This window comes from Mycobacterium sp. Soil_C_30 (assembly GCF_057656995.1).
Window position 1 is genome coordinate 1 of sequence record NZ_JBDGJH010000001.1, and the last position, 17,158, is coordinate 17,158.

Sequence of the window (17,158 nt, forward strand, 5' to 3'; positions counted from 1 at the left end):
CACGCCGACAAACACCTCAACCACACCCACGACAAACCCCTCCAGGCAGTCGCCGCTTGACATAGGAGCAATGCTCGCTCGGCCTAGACAGCGTGGGTGGTGCGTCAGTTGGTGGGGAAGCCCAGGTTGATGCCGCCGTGTGACGGGTCGAGCCAGCGCTGGGTGATGGCCTTCTGGCGGGTGAAGAAGTGCACGCCGTCCATACCGTGGGCGTGGCTGTCGCCGAACAGCGAGGCCTTCCAGCCGCCGAAGCTGTAATAGGCCATCGGCACCGGGATCGGGACGTTGATGCCGACCATGCCCACCTGCACCTCGTTCTGGAAGCGCCGGGCCGCGCCGCCGTCGTTGGTGAAGATGGCGGTGCCGTTGCCGTAGGGGTTGGAATTCACCAACTCCAGCGCCTCGTCATAGGTTTCGACGCGCACCACCGACAGGACGGGCCCGAAGATCTCGTCGGTGTAGACACTCATCTGCGGGGTCACGTTGTCCAGCAGGGTGGGGCCGAGCCAGAAGCCATCCGAGAGACCGGAGCCGCCGCCGTCGATCTCGACGTTGCGTCCGTCGACGACCACCTTGGCGCCGTCGGCTTCACCGGCGTCGATGTAGGAGGCCACCTTGTCGCGGTGGGCCTTGGTGACCAGCGGACCCATGTCCGAGTTCTTGGTGCCATCACCGATTTTCAGCGGTGTGGTGCGCTCGGCGATCTTGGCCACCAGGTCGTCGGCGATGGGGCCGACGGCCACGGCCGCGGAGATGGCCATGCAGCGCTCACCTGCGGAGCCGAAGCCGGCGTTGATCATGGCGTCGGCCGCCAGGTCCAGGTCGGCATCCGGCAGGATGATGGCGTGGTTCTTCGCCCCGCCCAGCGCCTGGACCCGCTTGTCGTGGGCGGTGCCGGTGGCGTAGACGTACTTGGCGATGGGGGTGGACCCGACAAACGACACCGACTTCACCGTGGGGTTGGTCAGCAGTTCGTCGACGGCGGTCTTGTCGCCCTGCAGGACGTTGAACACCCCGGCGGGCAGGCCGGCCTCGGTCCACAACTGAGCGATCCACAGCGCGGCCGACGGGTCCTTCTCCGACGGCTTGAGCACGACGGTGTTACCTGTCGCGATGGCGATGGGGAAGAACCACATGGGCACCATGGCCGGGAAGTTGAAGGGCGAGATGATGCCGACGACGCCCAGGGGCTGGCGCACCGAGTAGACGTCGACCTTGGTGGAGGCGTTCTCGGTGAACCCACCCTTGAGCAGATGCGGTATCCCGCAGGCGAATTCGACGACTTCCTGGCCACGCGACACTTCGCCGAGGGCGTCGGAGAGCACTTTGCCGTGCTCGCTGGTGATGATGGCTGCCAGTTCGTCCTTGCGTTCGTTGAGCAGTTCCCGGAAACGGAACAGCACCTGGGTGCGTTTGGCCAGCGAGGTGTCCCGCCAAGCGGGGAAGGCCGCAGCGGCGGCGTCGATGACCGCGCGGGCATCGTCGACCGAGGCCAGCGCAACCTCCCCGGTGACGGCACCGGTGGCGGGGTTGGTCACCGGCGCGGTGGCACCGGAGGACCCGGTGAAGATCTTGTTGTCGGACCAGTGGGAGATGGTGGTAGGCATAGCAGTTCTCACTTCGTGTGCTTGTTCACGTAATCGGTCATCGTCGCCAGTTGATAGCGCGAGACCTCCTGGGCGTTCTCGTCTTCGGCAAAGACCGACGAGACCATCACGGTGTCGGGGCGGTTGTAGAAATCGATTTCGGCCAGGGCGCTGAAGAACTCGTCCCAGTCGACGTCACCGTCACCTATCTTGAGGTGCTGGTGCACCCGAACGGGATTGCCCGGCGGGTTGGTGATGTACCGCAGGCCGTGGGAGCGGTGGTGGTCCATGCTGTCGGCGACGTGCACCAACCGCAACTTGTTGCCCGCCTTGCGGATGATCTCTGCCATGTTCCCACCCATGTGGAAGCTGTGGCACGCCACGTACACCATGCCGATGTTGGGGGAATTGACCCCGCGGATGATGCGCAGCGCTTCGAGTCCGTCCTCGACGAAATCGTCGGGGTGCGGGTCGATCCGAACGTCGATGCCTTCCCGCTCGAAGATCGGCACCAGGTCCTCCATGGACCGGAAGAACGCGCGTTCGGATTCCTCGGCCCGCTCGGGGCGGCCGGAGAACTCGGTGTTGATGACGTTGACGCCGAGGTCGACGGTGATCTGGATGACGCGTTTCCAGTTGCGCACCGCCGCTTCCCGGGCGTCCTCATCCGGGCCGGACCACCGCAGCACCGGCAGTACCGAGGCGATACCGACTCCGGCGTCGTCACACGCCTTGCGGAACTTGGCCACCAGTTCGTCATCGGCACGCGGGTGGTTGAAGAACGGGATGAAATCCCGGTGCGGTGTCAGCTGCAGGTACTCGTAGCCCAATTCGGCCACCAGCCGCGGGAATTCGAGCAGATCATGGTCATGGTGGAACGGGGTGGGGTCCAGGGCGATCTTCATGGTCACACCCGCTCGGCCAGCTCGACCTGCTCTGCCTTGCCGGACTGCAGCGATTTCACGCCGGCCTCACAGACGGCGGTGGAGGCGTAACCGTCCCACGCCGAAGGTCCGTCGACGTTCACTCCGCTGCGCACGGCGTCCACCCACCGCTGAACCTCGGTGTCGTAGGCCTGACCGAAACGTTCCCGGAAGCCGGGGGTGATGGTGCCACCCCAGTGCCCCGGAGCGCTCTTGCGCACCAGGCCGACATCCAGGCCGATCATCGCGCTGCCCTGCTCGCCCACCACCTCGGTGCGCACCTCGTAGGCGACACCGGTGGTGACGAACACCTCGACATCGACGTGCTTGCCACTCTCGGTGGTGAACACGGCGATCTGCGGGTCCTGCAGGCCCTGCGGGGCTTTCGAATTCGCGGACGGCTTGATGATCTGGACCGACGTGATCTCCTCACCCAACAGGAAGCGGGTGACGTCGACCTCGTGCACCAGCGAGTCCCGCACGATCATCGAGCTGTCGAAGTTCGGCGGCACGGCCGGGTTGCGGTGCACGCAGTGCATCACCAGCGGTGTACCGAGTTCGCCACCCTCGATGAGCGTCTTCAGTTGCGCGTACTCGTGATCGAACCGGCGCATGAATCCGACCTGGATCAACTGCACCCCCAGTTCGGCCTCCCGGCGGACGATCTCGAGGGAGCTGGCGACGTCGGTGGTCAGCGGCTTCTCGCACAGCACCGGCTTGCGGTGCTCCAGGCAGGCCAGCAGTTGTTTCTCGTGCGTGGGGCCCGGTGTGGCCAGCAGCACGGCGTCGACGTCCGGGTCGGCGATGGCGTCCAAGGGGTCGGCCACGGCGCGGCAGCCGGGGATCTCGGCGGCGATCTGCTCGGCCTTCTCGGTGAAGTAGTCGTTGACGACCGCGACCCGGGCGCCGCTGATCTTCGAGGTGATCCGGGCCACGTGGTCAGCACCCATCATGCCGACGCCCAGAACGGCGATTCGCAAGTCAGACATGGCTTTTCTCTTCCTAGAATGTGACCGACGGGATGCCGCAGGAACCCAGGTACTTCTGGGTGCGCTGGGCGATGGGCAGGGGAGCGTCGACGTCGCAGGGGTACATGTCCTGCTCGACGATGGCGAACACATCGATGCCGAGCTTCTCGATCTCGGCGAGCAACGGCGGCATCTCGGGGATACCGCGCGGCGGCTCGGTCATGGCGCCCAGCTTGACGGCCTCACCGAACGGTAGGTCCTCGGCTTCGACCTTGGCGCGCACCTCGGGGTCGACCTGCTTGAGGTGCAGGTAGCCGATGCGCTCCGGGGCCCGGCGGATGATCGCGATGTTGTCGCCGCCGCAGTAGGAGATGTGACCGGTGTCCAGGCACAGGTTGACGAACTCGCCGTCGGTCCCGTCGAGGAAGCGGTAGACGTTCTCCTCGGTATCGACGTGGCTGTCGGCGTGCGGGTGGTATTGCGCACGCACACCGTACTGTTCGAACATCGCCTTGCCCAGGTCGTTCATCCCCTGGGTCTTCTTGCGCCACTGCTCGGGCGTCAGGTTGCGGTCTTCGAGCACCGCACCGGTGGACGGATCCCGCCACATCTCGGGGATGACGACAACATGCTTGCCGCCGACGGCCGCGGTCAGCTTCGCGACATCCTCGATCTGCTTCCACACCGCCGACCAGGAATCATTCTGGTGTAGGTGCTCGAAAACCGTTCCGGCCGAGAGCTTCAGGTTGCGCGCGCCCAGCTCGTCGAGCAACTGCTGGGGGTCGGTGGGCAGGTAGCCGTACGGGCCGAGTTCGATCCACTGGTATCCGGAGGCCGCCACCTCGTCCAGGAAGCGGGTGTAGGGGGTCTGCTGCGGGTCATCGGGGAACCAGACGCCCCAGGAGTCGGGCGCGGACCCTACGAGAATTGTGCTCACTTTGTTTCCCTAGTTAGCGGTCGGACGGGTTGATCAGGGGACGCTGTACTTTCTTCCAGTCCGCGTACCGCTGGTAGGCGGACTGGGTGGACTCCAGCGAGGACACCTCGCTGACCGGCACGTCCCACCACGAGTGGCTGTCCGGGGCGAAGATCATCGGATCGGTTTCCACATAGATCACAGTGACCGTGTCGGCGGCTTTGGCGACTTTCATCGCGTCGGCGAACTCCGCGGCGGTGGCGACCTTGATGACATCGGCGCCCAGGCTGGCGGCGTTGGCGGCCAGGTCCACGGGAAGGTGCCCGCCGTCGAGCCGGCCGCCTTCACCGCGGTACTGGTAGGACGTACCGAAACGCTGCGAGCCGACGGACTCGGAAAGCCCACCGATGGAGGCGAATCCATGGTTCTGCACCAGCACCGGGATCACCTTGACGCCCTCTTGTACGGCGGTGACGATCTCGGTGGCCATCATCAGGTACGACCCGTCGCCGACCATGATGAACACGTCGCGGTCGGGGGCGCCCATCCGCACACCGATGCCGCCGGCGATCTCGTAACCCATGCAGGAGAAGCCGTATTCGACGTGGTAGCCCTTGCGGTCGCGGGTGCGCCACAACTTGTGCAGGTCACCGGGCATCGACCCGGCCGCGCACACCACGACGTCACGAGGATCGGACAGCGTGTTCACCAGACCGATGACCTGGTTCTGGTTCAGCTGCACCCCGTCGGTGGTGGCATACACACTCGAAACGGTGTCCTCCCATTCCGCGGCCAGTTCTGCGACCCGCGAACGGTAGTCAGCCGGCACCGCGTAGTCACCCAACGCAGTACCGAGGGCTTCCAGCGCCTCACGGGCATCAGAGACGACGCTGAGACCGCCCTGTTTCACCGAATCCAGCGATGCCACGTTGATGTTGACGAAGCGGACATCCGGGTTGTTGAAGGCGGTGCGCGACGCGGAGGTGAAATCGCTGTAGCGGGTGCCGATCCCGATCACCACGTCGGCGTCCGAGGCCAGTGCGTTGGCGGCGGTGGTGCCGGTGGAACCGATGGCACCCACCGACTGCGGATGGTCGTAGCGCAGCGAACCCTTGCCGGCCTGGCTCTCACCGACCGGGATGCCGGTCTGCTCGCAGAACGCCGCCAGGGCGTCGGTGGCGTCGGAGTAGATGACGCCGCCTCCGGCGACGATCAGCGGCTTGGCGGCAGTGCGGATGATCTCCGCGGCGCGGGCGATCACCGACCGCTCCGGGAGCGGGCGCGCGACATGCCAGGTGCGCTCGGCGAACAGCGACACGGGCCAGTCGTGGGCCTCGGCCTGCACGTCCTGCGGGATCGCGACCGTGGCGGTACCGGTCTCTACGGGATCGGTGAGCACCCGCATGGCGCCCAGCAGCGCGGCGGGCAACTGTTCGGGCCGCCACACCCGGTCGAAATAGCGTGACAACGGCTTGAACGCATCGTTGACCGTCACATCACCCGACGACGGCAGCTCCAGCTCCTGCAGCACCGGAGCGCTGACCCGGGTGGCGAAAGTGTCTGCCGGCAGGAGCAATACGGGCAACCGGTTGATGGTGGCCAGTGCGGCGCCGGTGAGCATGTTGGTGGAGCCCGGGCCGACGCTGGCGGTGACCGCCCAGGCCTGCAGCCGGTCCTTCTGCCGGGCGTAGGCCACCGCGGTGTGGACCATGGCCTGCTCGTTGCGGCCCAGCACGTACTTCAGGCCGGGCTCGCGCCCGGCATTCACGGCTTCGACTTCGTCCTGCAGCAGCGCCTGACCCAACCCCGCGACATTGCCGTGGCCGAAGATGCCGAAGCAGCCGGCGAAGAACTTGCTGCGCTGCCCGTCGCGTTCGACGTACTGGTTGGCCAGGAACCTGACCGTCGCCTGCGCGACGGTCAGGCGGACCGTCTCTTCGTCGTCGACGAGCTTGTCGATCGACTTGGGTGCGGTGGAAACCATGTGTCAGGCTCCTCGGGGGTTGTGAAGGGGCAGCCGCGGGTCGATGTCCTGGCCGTCCCAGGTGCCGCGCAGCCAGGTGTGCTCGGGGTCGTCGACGATCTTCCAGGCGCGCTCGTCGCCCGGTCCGGCCATGACGTTGAGGTAGTACATGTGGTACCCCGGGGCGGCCACCGACGGGCCGTGGTACCCGTGCGGCACCAGGACGACGTCGCCGGTACGCACCTCTTCGAGCACCTCGATGGGGCGGTCGGGGGTGCCGTACACCCGGTGATAGCCGAACCCGCGTGAATTGTCCGGTCCCGCAGCGATTTCGAAGTAGTAGATCTCTTCCAGAGCCGTTTGGGTCGGGGTGTTCTCGTCGTGCTTGTGGGCGGGGTAACTGGACCAGTTGCCACCCGGGGTGATCACCTCGCACGCGATCAACGAGTCGGCTTCGAAGGTGTCCGCGGTGCCGAAGTTGTGCACCTGACGGCTGCAGTTGCCCGCGCCGCGCAGTTCCAGGGACACGTCGGCGGCCGCCACCCGGCGGTTCGGGAACGAGCGTTTGGCCCGGGCCCCGCAGATGGCGAACCGGCCGTCACCGGAGAGCGTGTACTCCTGCTCGATACCCAGGTACACCATGTCGGACGGGCCGTCGAACACCGATGCGCGCGGTGACAATTCGAAGGTCGTCCCGTCGCAGGTGACCGAGCCGCCGCCGGCCAGCGGCAGGATCATCACCTCGGTGTCACCGGTGCGCAACTGCAGGTCCGCGCCGAGTTCGACGACCTGTAGCGAGGATTCGGTCCAGCCGGCCGATTCCGGCGTGACGTCGACGGTGTACGGCGACTGGGCACTACCGGAAGGGATGTAGAGCTTGCTGTGCATCGGGTCACCGCACCATCGCAACGGCGGTCGCCACCGCGGAGCTGACATCGTCGTCGGGGGGATACAGCAGCGTCCGGCCGACGATCAGCCCGCGCACCGACGGCAGCGCCAAGGCCTTCTCCCAGCTGGCGAACGCTTCGTCGGGGTCGGTCGGGTCGCCGCCGAGCAGCAGGGTCGGCAGCGTCGTGGCCTCCATCACCCGGTCCATCTCGTCGACCACGGGCAGCTTCATCCAGGTGTACGCCGAGGACGACCCGAGGCCCTGGCCGATGTGGATGGACTTGATGACGGCATCGGGGGACAGGTCGTTGCGGACCTTGCCCTCGATGCGGCTGGACATGAACGGCTCGACCATGGCGATGAGTCCGTGTGCGGTGAGTTCGTCGATCGCCTGGGCGCAGGCCGCCATGGTGGCCACCGTGCCAGGGTCGTCGAGATCGATGCGGCACAGCATCTTTCCGCCGTTCATGTGGGCGGCGGCCGTGGAAGCGGCGGTGGCGCCGGTCATCCGGTCGTCGAGCTCGAAGGACGAGCCGGCCAGCCCGCCGCGGTTGAAGGACGAGAACACCACCTTGTCGTCGAGCGCCCCGAGCAGCACCAGGTCGTCGAGAATGTCCGAGGTGGCCAGCACGCCGTCGACACCGGGATCGGCCAGCGCCGCGCGCAGCCGGTCCAGCAGATCGGTGCGGCTGTTCATCGCGGTGGGCCGCGAGCCGACGGCCAGCGCGCCGCGGGCGGGGTGATCGGCGGCCACGATCATCAGCCGGCCGTTGCCCCGGGTGGCCGGGCGGGTGGTGCGGTTGTCCCAGGCGCGGGCGACGGCGCCCGGGTCGGAGGCGCGCAGATCGGTGATCTGCGCGTAGTCACGACATAGGGCTTGGCTAGACATTGACGGCCTCCACTGCGGTCTGTTCGGCGAGGGCCGCCACCTCGGCGGCTGTGGGCATAGCGGTCGAGCATTCGAGCCGCGAGGCGACAATGGCGCCGGCGGCGTTGGCGTACCGAAGGGTCTTCTCCAACGACCAGTTGTTCAACAGGCCGTGAACGAGGCTGCCGCCGAAGGCGTCTCCGGCGCCCAGCCCGTTCACCACGTCGACCTCGTTGGGTGCGACGGTGACCGAGCTGTGCCGGGTCTTGCCCAGCACGCCGCGCGGTCCCTGCTTGACGATGGCCAGTTCCACCCCGAGGTCCAGCAGCGCCTCGGCGGCCTTGTGCGGGTTGGATTCGCCCACGGCGATCTCGCATTCTTCCCGGTTGCCGACGGCGACGGTGACCTGGGTCAGTGCACGCTGCACCTGCTCGGTGGCGGCGGCCGGCGAGTCCCAGAACATGGGCCGGTAGTCGAGGTCCAGCACGGTCAGGGGAGCCCGCTCCCTCGCCGACCATGCTGCGAAATGCGCGGCGCGACTGGGCTCTTCGGACAACCCGGTGACGGTCGACCAGTACAGCCGGGCGTTGCGGATGGCGTCCAGATCGAGTTCGTCGGCGGTGATCTGCAGATCCGGTGCCGACGGCTTGCGGTAGAAGTACAGCGGAAAATGGTCCGGGGGGAAGATCTCACAGAACGTCACCGGCGTCGGGTACTCGCCATGGGTGGTGACGAAGCGGTTGTCCACTCCGAGGCGGGCCAGCTCGGCGCGGACGAAGCGGCCGAAGGGGTCATCGCCGGCGCCCGAGATCAGGGCAGCGCGGTTGCCCAGGCGAGCCGCCGCCACGGCGACGTTCGCTGCGCTGCCACCAAGGAACTTGCCGAAGGATTCCACGTCTTCGAGGCCGACGCCGATCTGCAGGGGGTACACGTCGACGCCGCTGCGCCCGATGGCAAGGACATCAAAGGGTTCGGCAAGGCTCACAATCGACTCCGAATCGGTAGTGCGTGTTGTTTGTTCACATGTGCGGGGTGAAGCGGGGGCCACTCAGGGCCCGGCCCGGGCCGAGCATCTCCTCGGTCGAGTCGAGGAGAGCAGCCAGCCCGGTGTTGATGTCGACTGTGCTCCCGATCACCCGGCTGTGTCAAGACTTTGTTCGGACATTCTTACTTTCGGTCATATCGCGGTAGTCTGTCTCACACTGCCAGCGAACTGCTGATGCCGGCGACCAAGGATCGGAGCAAGGGTGACCACGACGTTGTCCGTCGAACTCGACCGTTCGAGCCCTGTGCCGCTGTACTTCCAGGTAGCTCAGGTCTTCGAGAAGGCCATCCTGGATGGACAACTCAAACCCGGGGACCGGTTCGAGAACGAGCTGGCGCTGGCCTCGCGTCTCAATCTTTCTCGCCCCACGACGCGGCGGGCAATTCAGGAGCTCGTGGACAAAGGTCTGCTGGTGCGCAAACGAGGTGTCGGGACCCAGGTGGTCCAGACTCCGGTGCACCGGCCGGTGGAGCTGACGAGCTTGTTCGACGACCTGGCCAGGGCGGGCCAGGAGCCCGCCACACGGGTGCTCGAGTACCGGGTGGGCCCGGTGTCGGAAGAGATTGCCGCACACCTGAACCTGGCGCCCGACGCCGAGGTCGTGACGATGCGCCGACTGCGAAGCTCGGGTGGACAACCGCTGGCCCTGATGACCAATCACCTGCCCGCGGCGTTGGCTCCGGATCAGGACGAACTCGAAAAGGCGGGCCTGTACCAGGCCCTTCGTTCGCGGGGCGTGCACATCCGGCTGGCCCGCCAGCGGATCGGGGCCAAGGCCGCCGATCGTGACGAGGCGAGGCTGCTCGACGAGAAGCCCAAGGCGCCGCTGCTGGTGATGACCCGTACGGCGTTCGACGACTCCGGTCGGATAGTCGAGTACGGCAGCCACGTGTACCGGGCGTCGCGTTACTACTTCGACACCACCCTCGTCGACCGCTGAGCCCGGGGTCTCGTGGTCCGTGGTGCCCCGGTGGTACCGCGCACCACCAGGGTGGGCTCTGACACGTCGTCGGTGCTCGTGGTGGCGGTCTGTTCCAGCATCGCGACCGCTGAGCGCACCGCATGCCGGGCCAGGGTCGGGGCGTCCTGGTGCACCGTGGTCAAGTCGATACGGGGATTGTCCGACAGCCGCGAGTCATCGAAGCCGATGAGCGAGAGCTGTTCGGGGACGGCCACTCCCGAGCGGGTGAAGACGTCGAGCAGGCCGAGTGCGCACCGGTCGTTGCCGGCGAGCACCGCGGTGGGCAGCTCGCCGGCGGCCAGCAACTTCCGTGCTGCGGCGGCACCGGCCTCCTCGTTGTGGGCGCCGGGGATGACGCGGGTGTGGTCGGCCAATCCGTGAGCTCGCATCGCCGCCCGGTAGGCGCGGCGCCGGTCCGCCGAGCCCGGGTCGGTACCGCCGTCGACATGCCAGATGGCCCGGTGTCCGAGTTCGACCAGGTAGTCGACCGCCTGCCGGATTCCGGTGGCGTCGTCGGTACGCACGGTGGCCAAACCGGGGTGCCCGCCGTCGTGGGGGAGGCGCCGGCCGACCACCACCACCGGTACCCGCTGTGACAACGTCCGCAGGTAGTCGACACCGGAGTTCGGGCCGAGCAGGATCAGTGCACCGCAGCGGTGGCTGATCAGCGCGTTGATCGGGACCGATTCCTCGCGGTCGGCGAGGTTGGCCGACAGCAGCACCTCGTAACCGAGGGCTTCGGCGGCCGGGTAGATGCCGGTGACCAGTTCGGCTTCGAACAGTTGCCGGACGTCGACCAGCACACCGAGGGTGCGGCTGCGGCCTCTGGCCAGGAGCCGGGCGGCCGAATCCGGCCGGTAGCCAAGCTCTTCGGCGGCGGCCAGCACCCTCAGCCGGGTGTCGTCACTGGCGCCGGGCTTACCGTCGAGCACAAACGACACCAATGTCCTGGACACTCCGGCCCGCGCGGCGACATCCGCCATGGTCGGAGGTCGCCCGGTACGCCGGTTGGCGGCTGCCTGGGCCACTGCGCCCCTTCCCTGACGGTTGACACCACACATTGCTGCACTCATCGTAGACCTAACGCGCGTTAGATCCACCGAGATCTCACATTTCCGCGAACGGGATATCGCCTGCCCGCCGGAGTGTTCGAGGCTGCGCTGACGCCCGGATCCGGCCCGGAAATCGGCCGTGGGCGCAGACTCGATTGCCGATACGCCGCGCTGGGCGCCGTGGTGATCAGGCGCCTGTCGGGGTGCGTGAGAACCTTTGCTTATGGACGCAGTGGTGTTGGGTTCGCCTGTGTAGCAATCGAAGTGAGGAGTGGGCACGCGGCGCCCCCTTTGCCCGCCCGGGGTGGTTCGCCAGGTCCTGAGGCCCCCGTATTTGACTTGCAGTCCTAATGTCAGAACAAAGTCTTGACTTCTGCTTGTGATGCGTATTACATCTTCAGTTAGTGCGTGATCTACGACCGGCCGGCCCGGCCGCGTCGAGCGTCATCAACGAGGAGAATCCATGAAGTTGCAGGAAGGCCCGCAGCGCCGCTGGGTCAAGTTCGCAGGTGTCGCGGCCACTGTGACCCTGTTGGCCGCTTGCTCGAGCACCGGCGGCAAGCCGGAGGAGGCCGGCGGCGACGGTGCCGGTGGCGGCTCGGTGGACACCCCGCGCGTCACCATCGCGATGATCACGCACGAGGTTCCCGGCGACTCGTTCTGGGACCTGGTGCGCAAGGGCGCCGAGACGGCTGCCCAGAAGGACAACGTCGAACTGCGCTACTCCAACGATCCCGAGGCACCCAACCAGGCGAACCTGGTGCAGACGGCGATCGACAGCGGTGTCGCCGGTATCGCCGTCACCTTGGCCAAGCCGGAGGCCATGCAGCCCGCCATCAAGGCCGCGGTGGCGAAGAACATCCCGGTGGTGGCCTTCAATTCCGGCCTGGACTCGTGGTCGGCGATGGGCGTCAAGGAGTACTTCGGTCAGGATGAGTTCATCGCCGGTCAGGAAGCGGGCAAACGACTGGCCTCCGAAGGCGCCACCAAGGCCATCTGCGTCATCCAGGAACAGGGCCACGTCGGCCTCGAGGGCCGTTGCGCCGGTGTGAAGAACACCTTCCCGGCCACCGAGGTCCTCAACGTCAATGGCAAGGACATGCCGTCGGTGGAATCGACCATCACCGCCAAGCTGCAACAGGATCCGGCCATCAACGCGGTGTTGACCCTCGGCGCTCCCTTCGCGCTGACCGCCGTGCAGTCGGTGAAGAACGCCGGTAGCTCGGCCAAGGTCTCCACGTTCGACACCAACTCGGCCCTGGTCGACGCGATCAACGCCGGTGACGTGCAGTGGGCCGTGGACCAGCAGCCGTACCTGCAGGGCTACCTGGCCGTCGACTCGCTGTGGCTCTACCTCAACAACGGCAACGTGATCGGTGGAAACCAGGCGACGCTGACCGGCCCGTCGTTCATCGACAAGTCGAACATCGAAGCCGTCGCCGAGTATGCAAAGAACGGAACCCGATAATGACCACCCAGGCTGACCTCGACCTCGGCTCCCACAAGGTCGTCCACGACGAACGCGTCAAAGAACAGAACCGGTTGCAGCGGTTGCTGATTCGTCCGGAAATGGGTGCCCTCGTCGGCGCGGTGGGCATCTTCATCTTCTTCGCGATCGTCGCGGCGCCGTTCCGGACGCCGGAGGCGCTGGCCACGGTGCTCTACGCCAGCTCCACCATCGGCATCATGGCGGTGGGTGTCGGCCTACTGATGATCGGCGGGGAATTCGACCTGTCCGCCGGCGTCGCGGTGACCACGAGTTCCCTTGCGGCATCGATGCTTGCGTTCAACCTGCACCTCAACCTGTGGGTGGGTGCACTGCTGGCCCTGGTGGTGTCGCTGGCAATCGGTTTCTTCAACGGCTACATGGTGATGAAGACCAAGATCCCGTCGTTCCTGATCACCCTGAGCTCGTTCCTGATGCTCACCGGTATCAATCTGGCCGTCACCAAACTGATCGCCGGACAGGTCGCCACCCCCAGTGTGTCCGACATGGCCGGTTTCGAATCCGGGCGAACGGTGTTCGCGTCCTCGATCACCATCGGCAGTGTGTCGATCCGGGTCACGGTGCTGTGGTGGATCCTGTTCGCCGTCATCGCCACCTATGTACTGTTCAAGACCCGCGTCGGTAACTGGATCTTCGCCGTCGGTGGCAACCAGGACAGTGCGCGCGCCGTCGGTGTGCCGGTGAACAAGGTCAAGATCGGCCTGTTCATGCTCGTCGGGTTCTGCGCGTGGTTCGTCGGCATGCATCTGCTGTTCGCGTTCAACACGATCCAGTCGGGCCAGGGCATCGGCAACGAGTTCCTCTACATCATCGCCGCGGTGATCGGTGGCTGCCTCTTGACCGGTGGCTACGGCACGGCGATCGGAACTCTGATCGGCGCGTTCATCTTCGGCATGACCAACCAGGGCATCGTCTACGCGGGCTGGAACCCGGACTGGTTCAAGTTCTTCCTCGGCGGCATGCTGCTGTTTGCGGTGATCGCCAACAATGCCTTCCGCAACTACGCGGCGAAGCGATAGGGGATCGACCATGAGTACTGCTGCAGAAGCTCCGATCGACTCGTCGCCGTCGGACGGGTTCACCCCGCTGGTCGAGTTGAGGAACGTCGGCAAGAGCTACGGCAACATCATCGCCCTCAAGGACATCAACCTGCGGGTGGGTGCCGGACAGGTGACCGGCGTGCTGGGGGACAACGGCGCCGGCAAGTCCACGCTGATCAAGATCATCGCCGGATTGCACAAGCCGACCGAGGGCGAGCTGCTGGTCGACGGGGAGCCCACCACGTTCGACTCGCCCAAGGACGCGCTCAACAAGGGCATTGCCACGGTGTACCAGGATCTCGCGGTGGTGTCCCTGATGCCGGTGTGGCGGAATTTCTTCCTCGGACAGGAGTTGCGGAAGAAGGGGTTCCCGCGGTCGCTCGACACCAACGGAATGCGGGCCACCACGATCTCCGAATTACAGAAGATGGGTATCGACCTGCCCGACGTCGATGCTCCGATCGGTTCGCTGTCAGGTGGTCAACGTCAGTGTGTCGCGATCGCCCGGGCAATCTTCTTCGGTGCGCGGGTGCTGATCCTCGACGAGCCCACCGCTGCGCTGGGGGTCAAGCAGTCCGGGATGGTGCTGCGCTACATCACCGCAGCCAAGGAGCAGGGTTTCGGCGTGATCTTCATCACCCACAACCCGCATCACGCGCACATGGTCGGTGATCATTTTGTGCTCCTCAACCGCGGCCGGCAAAAGCTTGATTGCACCTATGACGAGATCACGCTCGAACACCTCACCCAAGAGATGGCTGGTGGCAACGAATTGGAGGCCCTGACACACGAACTCGGCCGCCGCTGACGCGCGGTCGGTCAGGTCACTTTCACGGCGGCGCCGGAAGTGCGTTCGGCTCATACAGATTGCGGGCCAGCACTCCCGGCGCCGCCGCATGTGTCCCACTCTTGGGAAGCGCTTGCTCTTTTCTCAGGAAATTCATGTCCTAGCTGGCCTATTCCGCACGGTTTGTTTGCCCCGTTTGCGGGTAATCTCCGATGCATGGTCACAGTCGTCAATGTGGACGCGGGGCCGACCACCGTCGCCAGGCGAGTAGAGGTCGCCGCTTCCGCAGCCGAGATCTTCGCGTTCATCGCGAATCCGCGCCAACTGCACAAGTTGGATGTCAGCGGAACGATGCGCGAAGTTCCCGTGCTCGGGCCGGATCGGCTCTCGGTGGGCGACAGTTTCACCGTCGGCGTGCAGAAGGCGGGTATCCCGTATCAGGCGACGTCCACCGTCACGTCCCTGGAAGATGACAGGTTCATCGAGTGGGAAGATGCCTACGGCCGCAAGTGGCGGTGGGAACTCGCGGAGACGTCGGCAGGTACCACCGAGGTCACCGAGTCCATGGATTTCGGTGCGGCCGTCACCCCTTTGTTCGATCAGATGACCGGCGACAACGACAACCACGCCACGGCCATCACCCAGAGCTTGCACCAACTCGCGTCGCGGTTCGCGCATCATCGCGGGCCGAATGCCATCCGCCCCGAGGTCTGCTACGCGCGCTGGAGTAGCCCCAACCTGAAGGCGGCAAGTTAGCCAACACACCAGAGAAGCGGGCGCTGCGGCGCCCGCTTCTCGGTTTTTTCAGTGTTGGCGTTACAGCGTGAAGGCCGCCCGGAATGCCTCCAGGGCGACGACGCTGTCGCCGGCGGCGAACGCCTCCAGGCCTACCGGTCCGCGATATCCGCTGCTGTCGAGTGCCTGTGCCACCGCACGGTAGTTGATCTCGCCGGTGCCCGGTTCGCACCGCCCGGGCACGTCCGCCACCTGGATCTCGCCGATCGCCGCACCCGCACGGCGCACGAGCTCGATCAGATTCCCCTCGCCGATCTGAGCGTGGTACAGGTCCAGCATCATCTTGACGTTCGGGTGCCCGACGGACTCCACCAGGGCGAGGGTGTCCTTGGCTCGGGCCAGGGGCACGCCGGGATGATCGACGATGGTGTTCAGGTTCTCGATGCAGAAGGTGACACCGGCGTCGGCGCCCAACTCGCCCAGCTCGGCCAGGCCGCGCTGCGCCGAGAACCACATCTGCCCGTCGGCGCGGTACTTCGGCCGGGCGGCCTGCCCGTCGACCAGCTCGCCGGGATGAACCACCAATCGTGGAACGCCAAGGACCGCAGCCGCTTTGACGGCCTCCTGCGCGGTGCGCACCACCTCGTCGGCGCCGTCTGGATCGTGGAGGTCGCCGTGAAGGTAGCCCGTCATCGAGGAAAACCGGGCCCCTGTCGCGGCCAACGCGTCGAGGTCCTTATCGTGGAAGCTCCAGAGTTCGACGCTGAAACCCAGATCATGGATGCGACGCACCCGCTCGAGAAGGGGCAGGTCGGTGAAGACCATCTCGGCGCAGACGGCCAATTCGAACGGGCTCATGCCTGCACCGCCGCGGCCAGAGTGACGGGGGCGCCGGTGCGCACGGATTCCGCTGCGGCCAAAGCGATTTCCAGCGCCACACGGGCATCGTGTCCGGTAACCGAGGCGGCCGCGCCGGTGCGGATGCTCTGCACCAGGTGTGCGAACTGGGCGACGTAGGCGTCGGCGAACAACTCGGTGTTCTGCCTGCCGGCCTGCTCGGGAGCCCGGCCGGCCAGCACCACGCCACCGGAGCCGAACACCTCGCCGCGCACGTCGTAGCCGTAGACAGCCTGGAAGCTGGCCTCGGCGACACCGAAAGCCCCGTTGTCGAAGCGCAATTGGACCACCGAGGTATCCAGGAACCCGGCCTCGGCGAGCTGCGGGTGGATCAGCGCGGCTGCCTGGGCGTAGACCTCGGTGACGCGGGACACGGGATTGAGCCAGCACAACGTGTCGAAATCGTGGATCAGTGTTTCGTTGAAGATGGTCCACGGTTTGACGCGCGCGGCCACCTCCGCGGAGATGCCCGGGTCGCGGGTCAGTGACCGCAGCAGCTGCGGGGTGCCGATCGATCCGGTGACGACGGCCTGGTGTGCGGCCGCGAAGTCGGCGGCGAAGCGGCGGTTGAAACCGACCTGCAGAATCACTCCGGCGGCCTCGGCCGCCGCGATGGCGCGGTCGGCATCGTCGAGGGTCAGCGCCATCGGTTTCTCGCAGAACACATGCTTGCCGGCCTGTGCGGCCGCCACCACGAGATCGGTGTGGGTGGTCGCGGGGGAGCTGATGGCCACCACCTCGACGTCCGCGTCGTCGATCAGCTCAAGCGGGTCGGCGTAGGCGCGTGGGGCGCCGATCGCTTGCGCTGCTTCGAGATTCGGGTCGGCGACCGCCACCAGAGTGGCCTCGGGAACCCGGTGGGCCAGTGATTCGGCGTGGAAGCGGCCGATCCAGCCGGTGCCGATGAGGCCGAAACGAAGGGACATGTTCTCTCCGAGTAACTAGAACGTTCTAGGGCATAGTAAGTAAAGCCGCGGCGCAGGGGTTCGTCAAGAAGTGAGCTAGAACGTTCTAGAATGCCG

At 66.1% G+C, this 17,158-nt stretch carries 16 protein-coding genes; 5 read left to right on the forward strand and 11 right to left on the reverse strand.

Translation table 11 applies throughout. The features are described from left to right. Positions 1-104: 104 nt before the first annotated feature. Genes AC3A6P_RS00005 through iolC form a run of 8 tightly spaced genes read right to left on the reverse strand, consistent with a single transcriptional unit; the run spans position 105 to position 9,097 of the window. Positions 105-1,607 (reverse strand): CoA-acylating methylmalonate-semialdehyde dehydrogenase, encoded by a 1,503-nt coding sequence (locus AC3A6P_RS00005; RefSeq protein WP_487686781.1) that lies wholly within the window; start codon positions 1,605-1,607, stop codon positions 105-107. Positions 1,608-1,615: 8 nt separating this feature from the next. Then, positions 1,616-2,491, reverse strand: coding sequence for a sugar phosphate isomerase/epimerase family protein (locus tag AC3A6P_RS00010; RefSeq protein ID WP_487686784.1), 876 nt, complete (start codon positions 2,489-2,491; stop codon positions 1,616-1,618). A 2-nt stretch (positions 2,492-2,493) separates the two neighbouring features. Beyond that, on the reverse strand, positions 2,494-3,498 hold the full coding sequence (locus AC3A6P_RS00015; RefSeq protein ID WP_487686786.1) for a Gfo/Idh/MocA family protein: 1,005 nt from the start codon (positions 3,496-3,498) through the stop codon (positions 2,494-2,496). A gap of 13 nt (positions 3,499-3,511) precedes the next feature. Continuing rightward, complete coding sequence (locus AC3A6P_RS00020; protein WP_487686789.1) at positions 3,512-4,414, reverse strand: sugar phosphate isomerase/epimerase family protein; 903 nt, start codon at positions 4,412-4,414, stop codon at positions 3,512-3,514. A gap of 13 nt (positions 4,415-4,427) precedes the next feature. Then, positions 4,428-6,377, reverse strand: coding sequence for a 3D-(3,5/4)-trihydroxycyclohexane-1,2-dione acylhydrolase (decyclizing) (gene iolD, locus AC3A6P_RS00025; protein ID WP_487686791.1), 1,950 nt, complete (start codon positions 6,375-6,377; stop codon positions 4,428-4,430). Between the two features lie 3 nt (positions 6,378-6,380). Next, positions 6,381-7,244, reverse strand: coding sequence for a 5-deoxy-glucuronate isomerase (gene iolB, locus AC3A6P_RS00030; RefSeq protein ID WP_487686794.1), 864 nt, complete (start codon positions 7,242-7,244; stop codon positions 6,381-6,383). A gap of 4 nt (positions 7,245-7,248) precedes the next feature. Continuing rightward, positions 7,249-8,133: a Cgl0159 family (beta/alpha)8-fold protein gene (locus AC3A6P_RS00035; RefSeq protein ID WP_487686797.1), complete on the reverse strand. Its 885-nt coding sequence runs from the start codon at positions 8,131-8,133 to the stop codon at positions 7,249-7,251. Next, a complete protein-coding gene (gene iolC, locus AC3A6P_RS00040; RefSeq protein ID WP_487686799.1) occupies positions 8,126-9,097 on the reverse strand; it encodes a 5-dehydro-2-deoxygluconokinase in 972 nt (323 codons plus the stop codon). Before iolC ends, AC3A6P_RS00035 begins: the two co-directional genes overlap by 8 nt. 262 nt (positions 9,098-9,359) lie before the next feature. Between iolC and AC3A6P_RS00045 the strand changes: the two genes are divergently transcribed. Further along, positions 9,360-10,097, forward strand: coding sequence for a GntR family transcriptional regulator (locus tag AC3A6P_RS00045; protein ID WP_487686802.1), 738 nt, complete (start codon positions 9,360-9,362; stop codon positions 10,095-10,097). Here AC3A6P_RS00045 and AC3A6P_RS00050 read toward each other — a convergent pair. Next, positions 10,067-11,101: a LacI family DNA-binding transcriptional regulator gene (locus tag AC3A6P_RS00050; protein ID WP_487688067.1), complete on the reverse strand. Its 1,035-nt coding sequence runs from the start codon at positions 11,099-11,101 to the stop codon at positions 10,067-10,069. The two genes, AC3A6P_RS00045 and AC3A6P_RS00050, sit on opposite strands and share 31 nt — an antisense overlap. A 532-nt stretch (positions 11,102-11,633) precedes the next feature. Between AC3A6P_RS00050 and AC3A6P_RS00055 the strand changes: the two genes are divergently transcribed. The 4 genes from AC3A6P_RS00055 to AC3A6P_RS00070 all read left to right on the forward strand — a co-directional run bounded on the left by AC3A6P_RS00055 (position 11,634) and on the right by AC3A6P_RS00070 (position 15,260). Then, positions 11,634-12,638, forward strand: a complete 1,005-nt coding sequence (locus tag AC3A6P_RS00055; RefSeq protein ID WP_487686804.1) for a substrate-binding domain-containing protein — start codon at positions 11,634-11,636, stop codon at positions 12,636-12,638. Further along, positions 12,638-13,696: an ABC transporter permease gene (locus AC3A6P_RS00060; RefSeq protein ID WP_487686807.1), complete on the forward strand. Its 1,059-nt coding sequence runs from the start codon at positions 12,638-12,640 to the stop codon at positions 13,694-13,696. Before AC3A6P_RS00055 ends, AC3A6P_RS00060 begins: the two co-directional genes overlap by 1 nt. 10 nt (positions 13,697-13,706) lie before the next feature. Next, positions 13,707-14,525 carry an ATP-binding cassette domain-containing protein gene (locus AC3A6P_RS00065; protein ID WP_487686810.1) on the forward strand — a complete coding sequence of 273 codons (819 nt, stop codon included), beginning with the start codon at positions 13,707-13,709 and terminating at the stop codon, positions 14,523-14,525. 195 nt (positions 14,526-14,720) lie between these two features. Next, positions 14,721-15,260, forward strand: a complete 540-nt coding sequence (locus AC3A6P_RS00070; protein ID WP_487686812.1) for an SRPBCC family protein — start codon at positions 14,721-14,723, stop codon at positions 15,258-15,260. 60 nt (positions 15,261-15,320) lie between these two features. Here AC3A6P_RS00070 and AC3A6P_RS00075 read toward each other — a convergent pair whose 3' ends face one another. Both AC3A6P_RS00075 and AC3A6P_RS00080 read right to left on the reverse strand, forming a co-directional pair. Continuing rightward, positions 15,321-16,097: a TIM barrel protein gene (locus AC3A6P_RS00075; protein ID WP_487686815.1), complete on the reverse strand. Its 777-nt coding sequence runs from the start codon at positions 16,095-16,097 to the stop codon at positions 15,321-15,323. Then, the gene (locus AC3A6P_RS00080; protein ID WP_487686817.1) at positions 16,094-17,062 is read right to left on the reverse strand and encodes a Gfo/Idh/MocA family oxidoreductase; all 969 of its coding nucleotides are present in this window, start codon (positions 17,060-17,062) and stop codon (positions 16,094-16,096) included. Before AC3A6P_RS00080 ends, AC3A6P_RS00075 begins: the two co-directional genes overlap by 4 nt. Positions 17,063-17,158 lie beyond the last annotated feature (96 nt).

What these genes read in the sequence shown, in the direction of transcription:
- AC3A6P_RS00035 (WP_487686797.1), bottom strand. Translation starts at nt 8,133, where the DNA reads ATGTCTAGCCAAGCCCTATGTCGTGACTACGCGCAGATCACCGATCTG.
- AC3A6P_RS00080 (WP_487686817.1), bottom strand. Translation starts at nt 17,062, where the DNA reads ATGTCCCTTCGTTTCGGCCTCATCGGCACCGGCTGGATCGGCCGCTTC.
- AC3A6P_RS00010 (WP_487686784.1), bottom strand. Translation starts at nt 2,491, where the DNA reads ATGAAGATCGCCCTGGACCCCACCCCGTTCCACCATGACCATGATCTG.
- AC3A6P_RS00065 (WP_487686810.1), top strand. Translation starts at nt 13,707, where the DNA reads ATGAGTACTGCTGCAGAAGCTCCGATCGACTCGTCGCCGTCGGACGGG.
- iolB (WP_487686794.1), bottom strand. Translation starts at nt 7,244, where the DNA reads ATGCACAGCAAGCTCTACATCCCTTCCGGTAGTGCCCAGTCGCCGTAC.
- AC3A6P_RS00005 (WP_487686781.1), bottom strand. Translation starts at nt 1,607, where the DNA reads ATGCCTACCACCATCTCCCACTGGTCCGACAACAAGATCTTCACCGGG.
- iolD (WP_487686791.1), bottom strand. Translation starts at nt 6,377, where the DNA reads ATGGTTTCCACCGCACCCAAGTCGATCGACAAGCTCGTCGACGACGAA.
- AC3A6P_RS00015 (WP_487686786.1), bottom strand. Translation starts at nt 3,498, where the DNA reads ATGTCTGACTTGCGAATCGCCGTTCTGGGCGTCGGCATGATGGGTGCT.
- AC3A6P_RS00060 (WP_487686807.1), top strand. Translation starts at nt 12,638, where the DNA reads ATGACCACCCAGGCTGACCTCGACCTCGGCTCCCACAAGGTCGTCCAC.
- AC3A6P_RS00075 (WP_487686815.1), bottom strand. Translation starts at nt 16,097, where the DNA reads ATGAGCCCGTTCGAATTGGCCGTCTGCGCCGAGATGGTCTTCACCGAC.
- AC3A6P_RS00055 (WP_487686804.1), top strand. Translation starts at nt 11,634, where the DNA reads ATGAAGTTGCAGGAAGGCCCGCAGCGCCGCTGGGTCAAGTTCGCAGGT.
- AC3A6P_RS00070 (WP_487686812.1), top strand. Translation starts at nt 14,721, where the DNA reads ATGGTCACAGTCGTCAATGTGGACGCGGGGCCGACCACCGTCGCCAGG.
- AC3A6P_RS00050 (WP_487688067.1), bottom strand. Translation starts at nt 11,101, where the DNA reads ATGGCGGATGTCGCCGCGCGGGCCGGAGTGTCCAGGACATTGGTGTCG.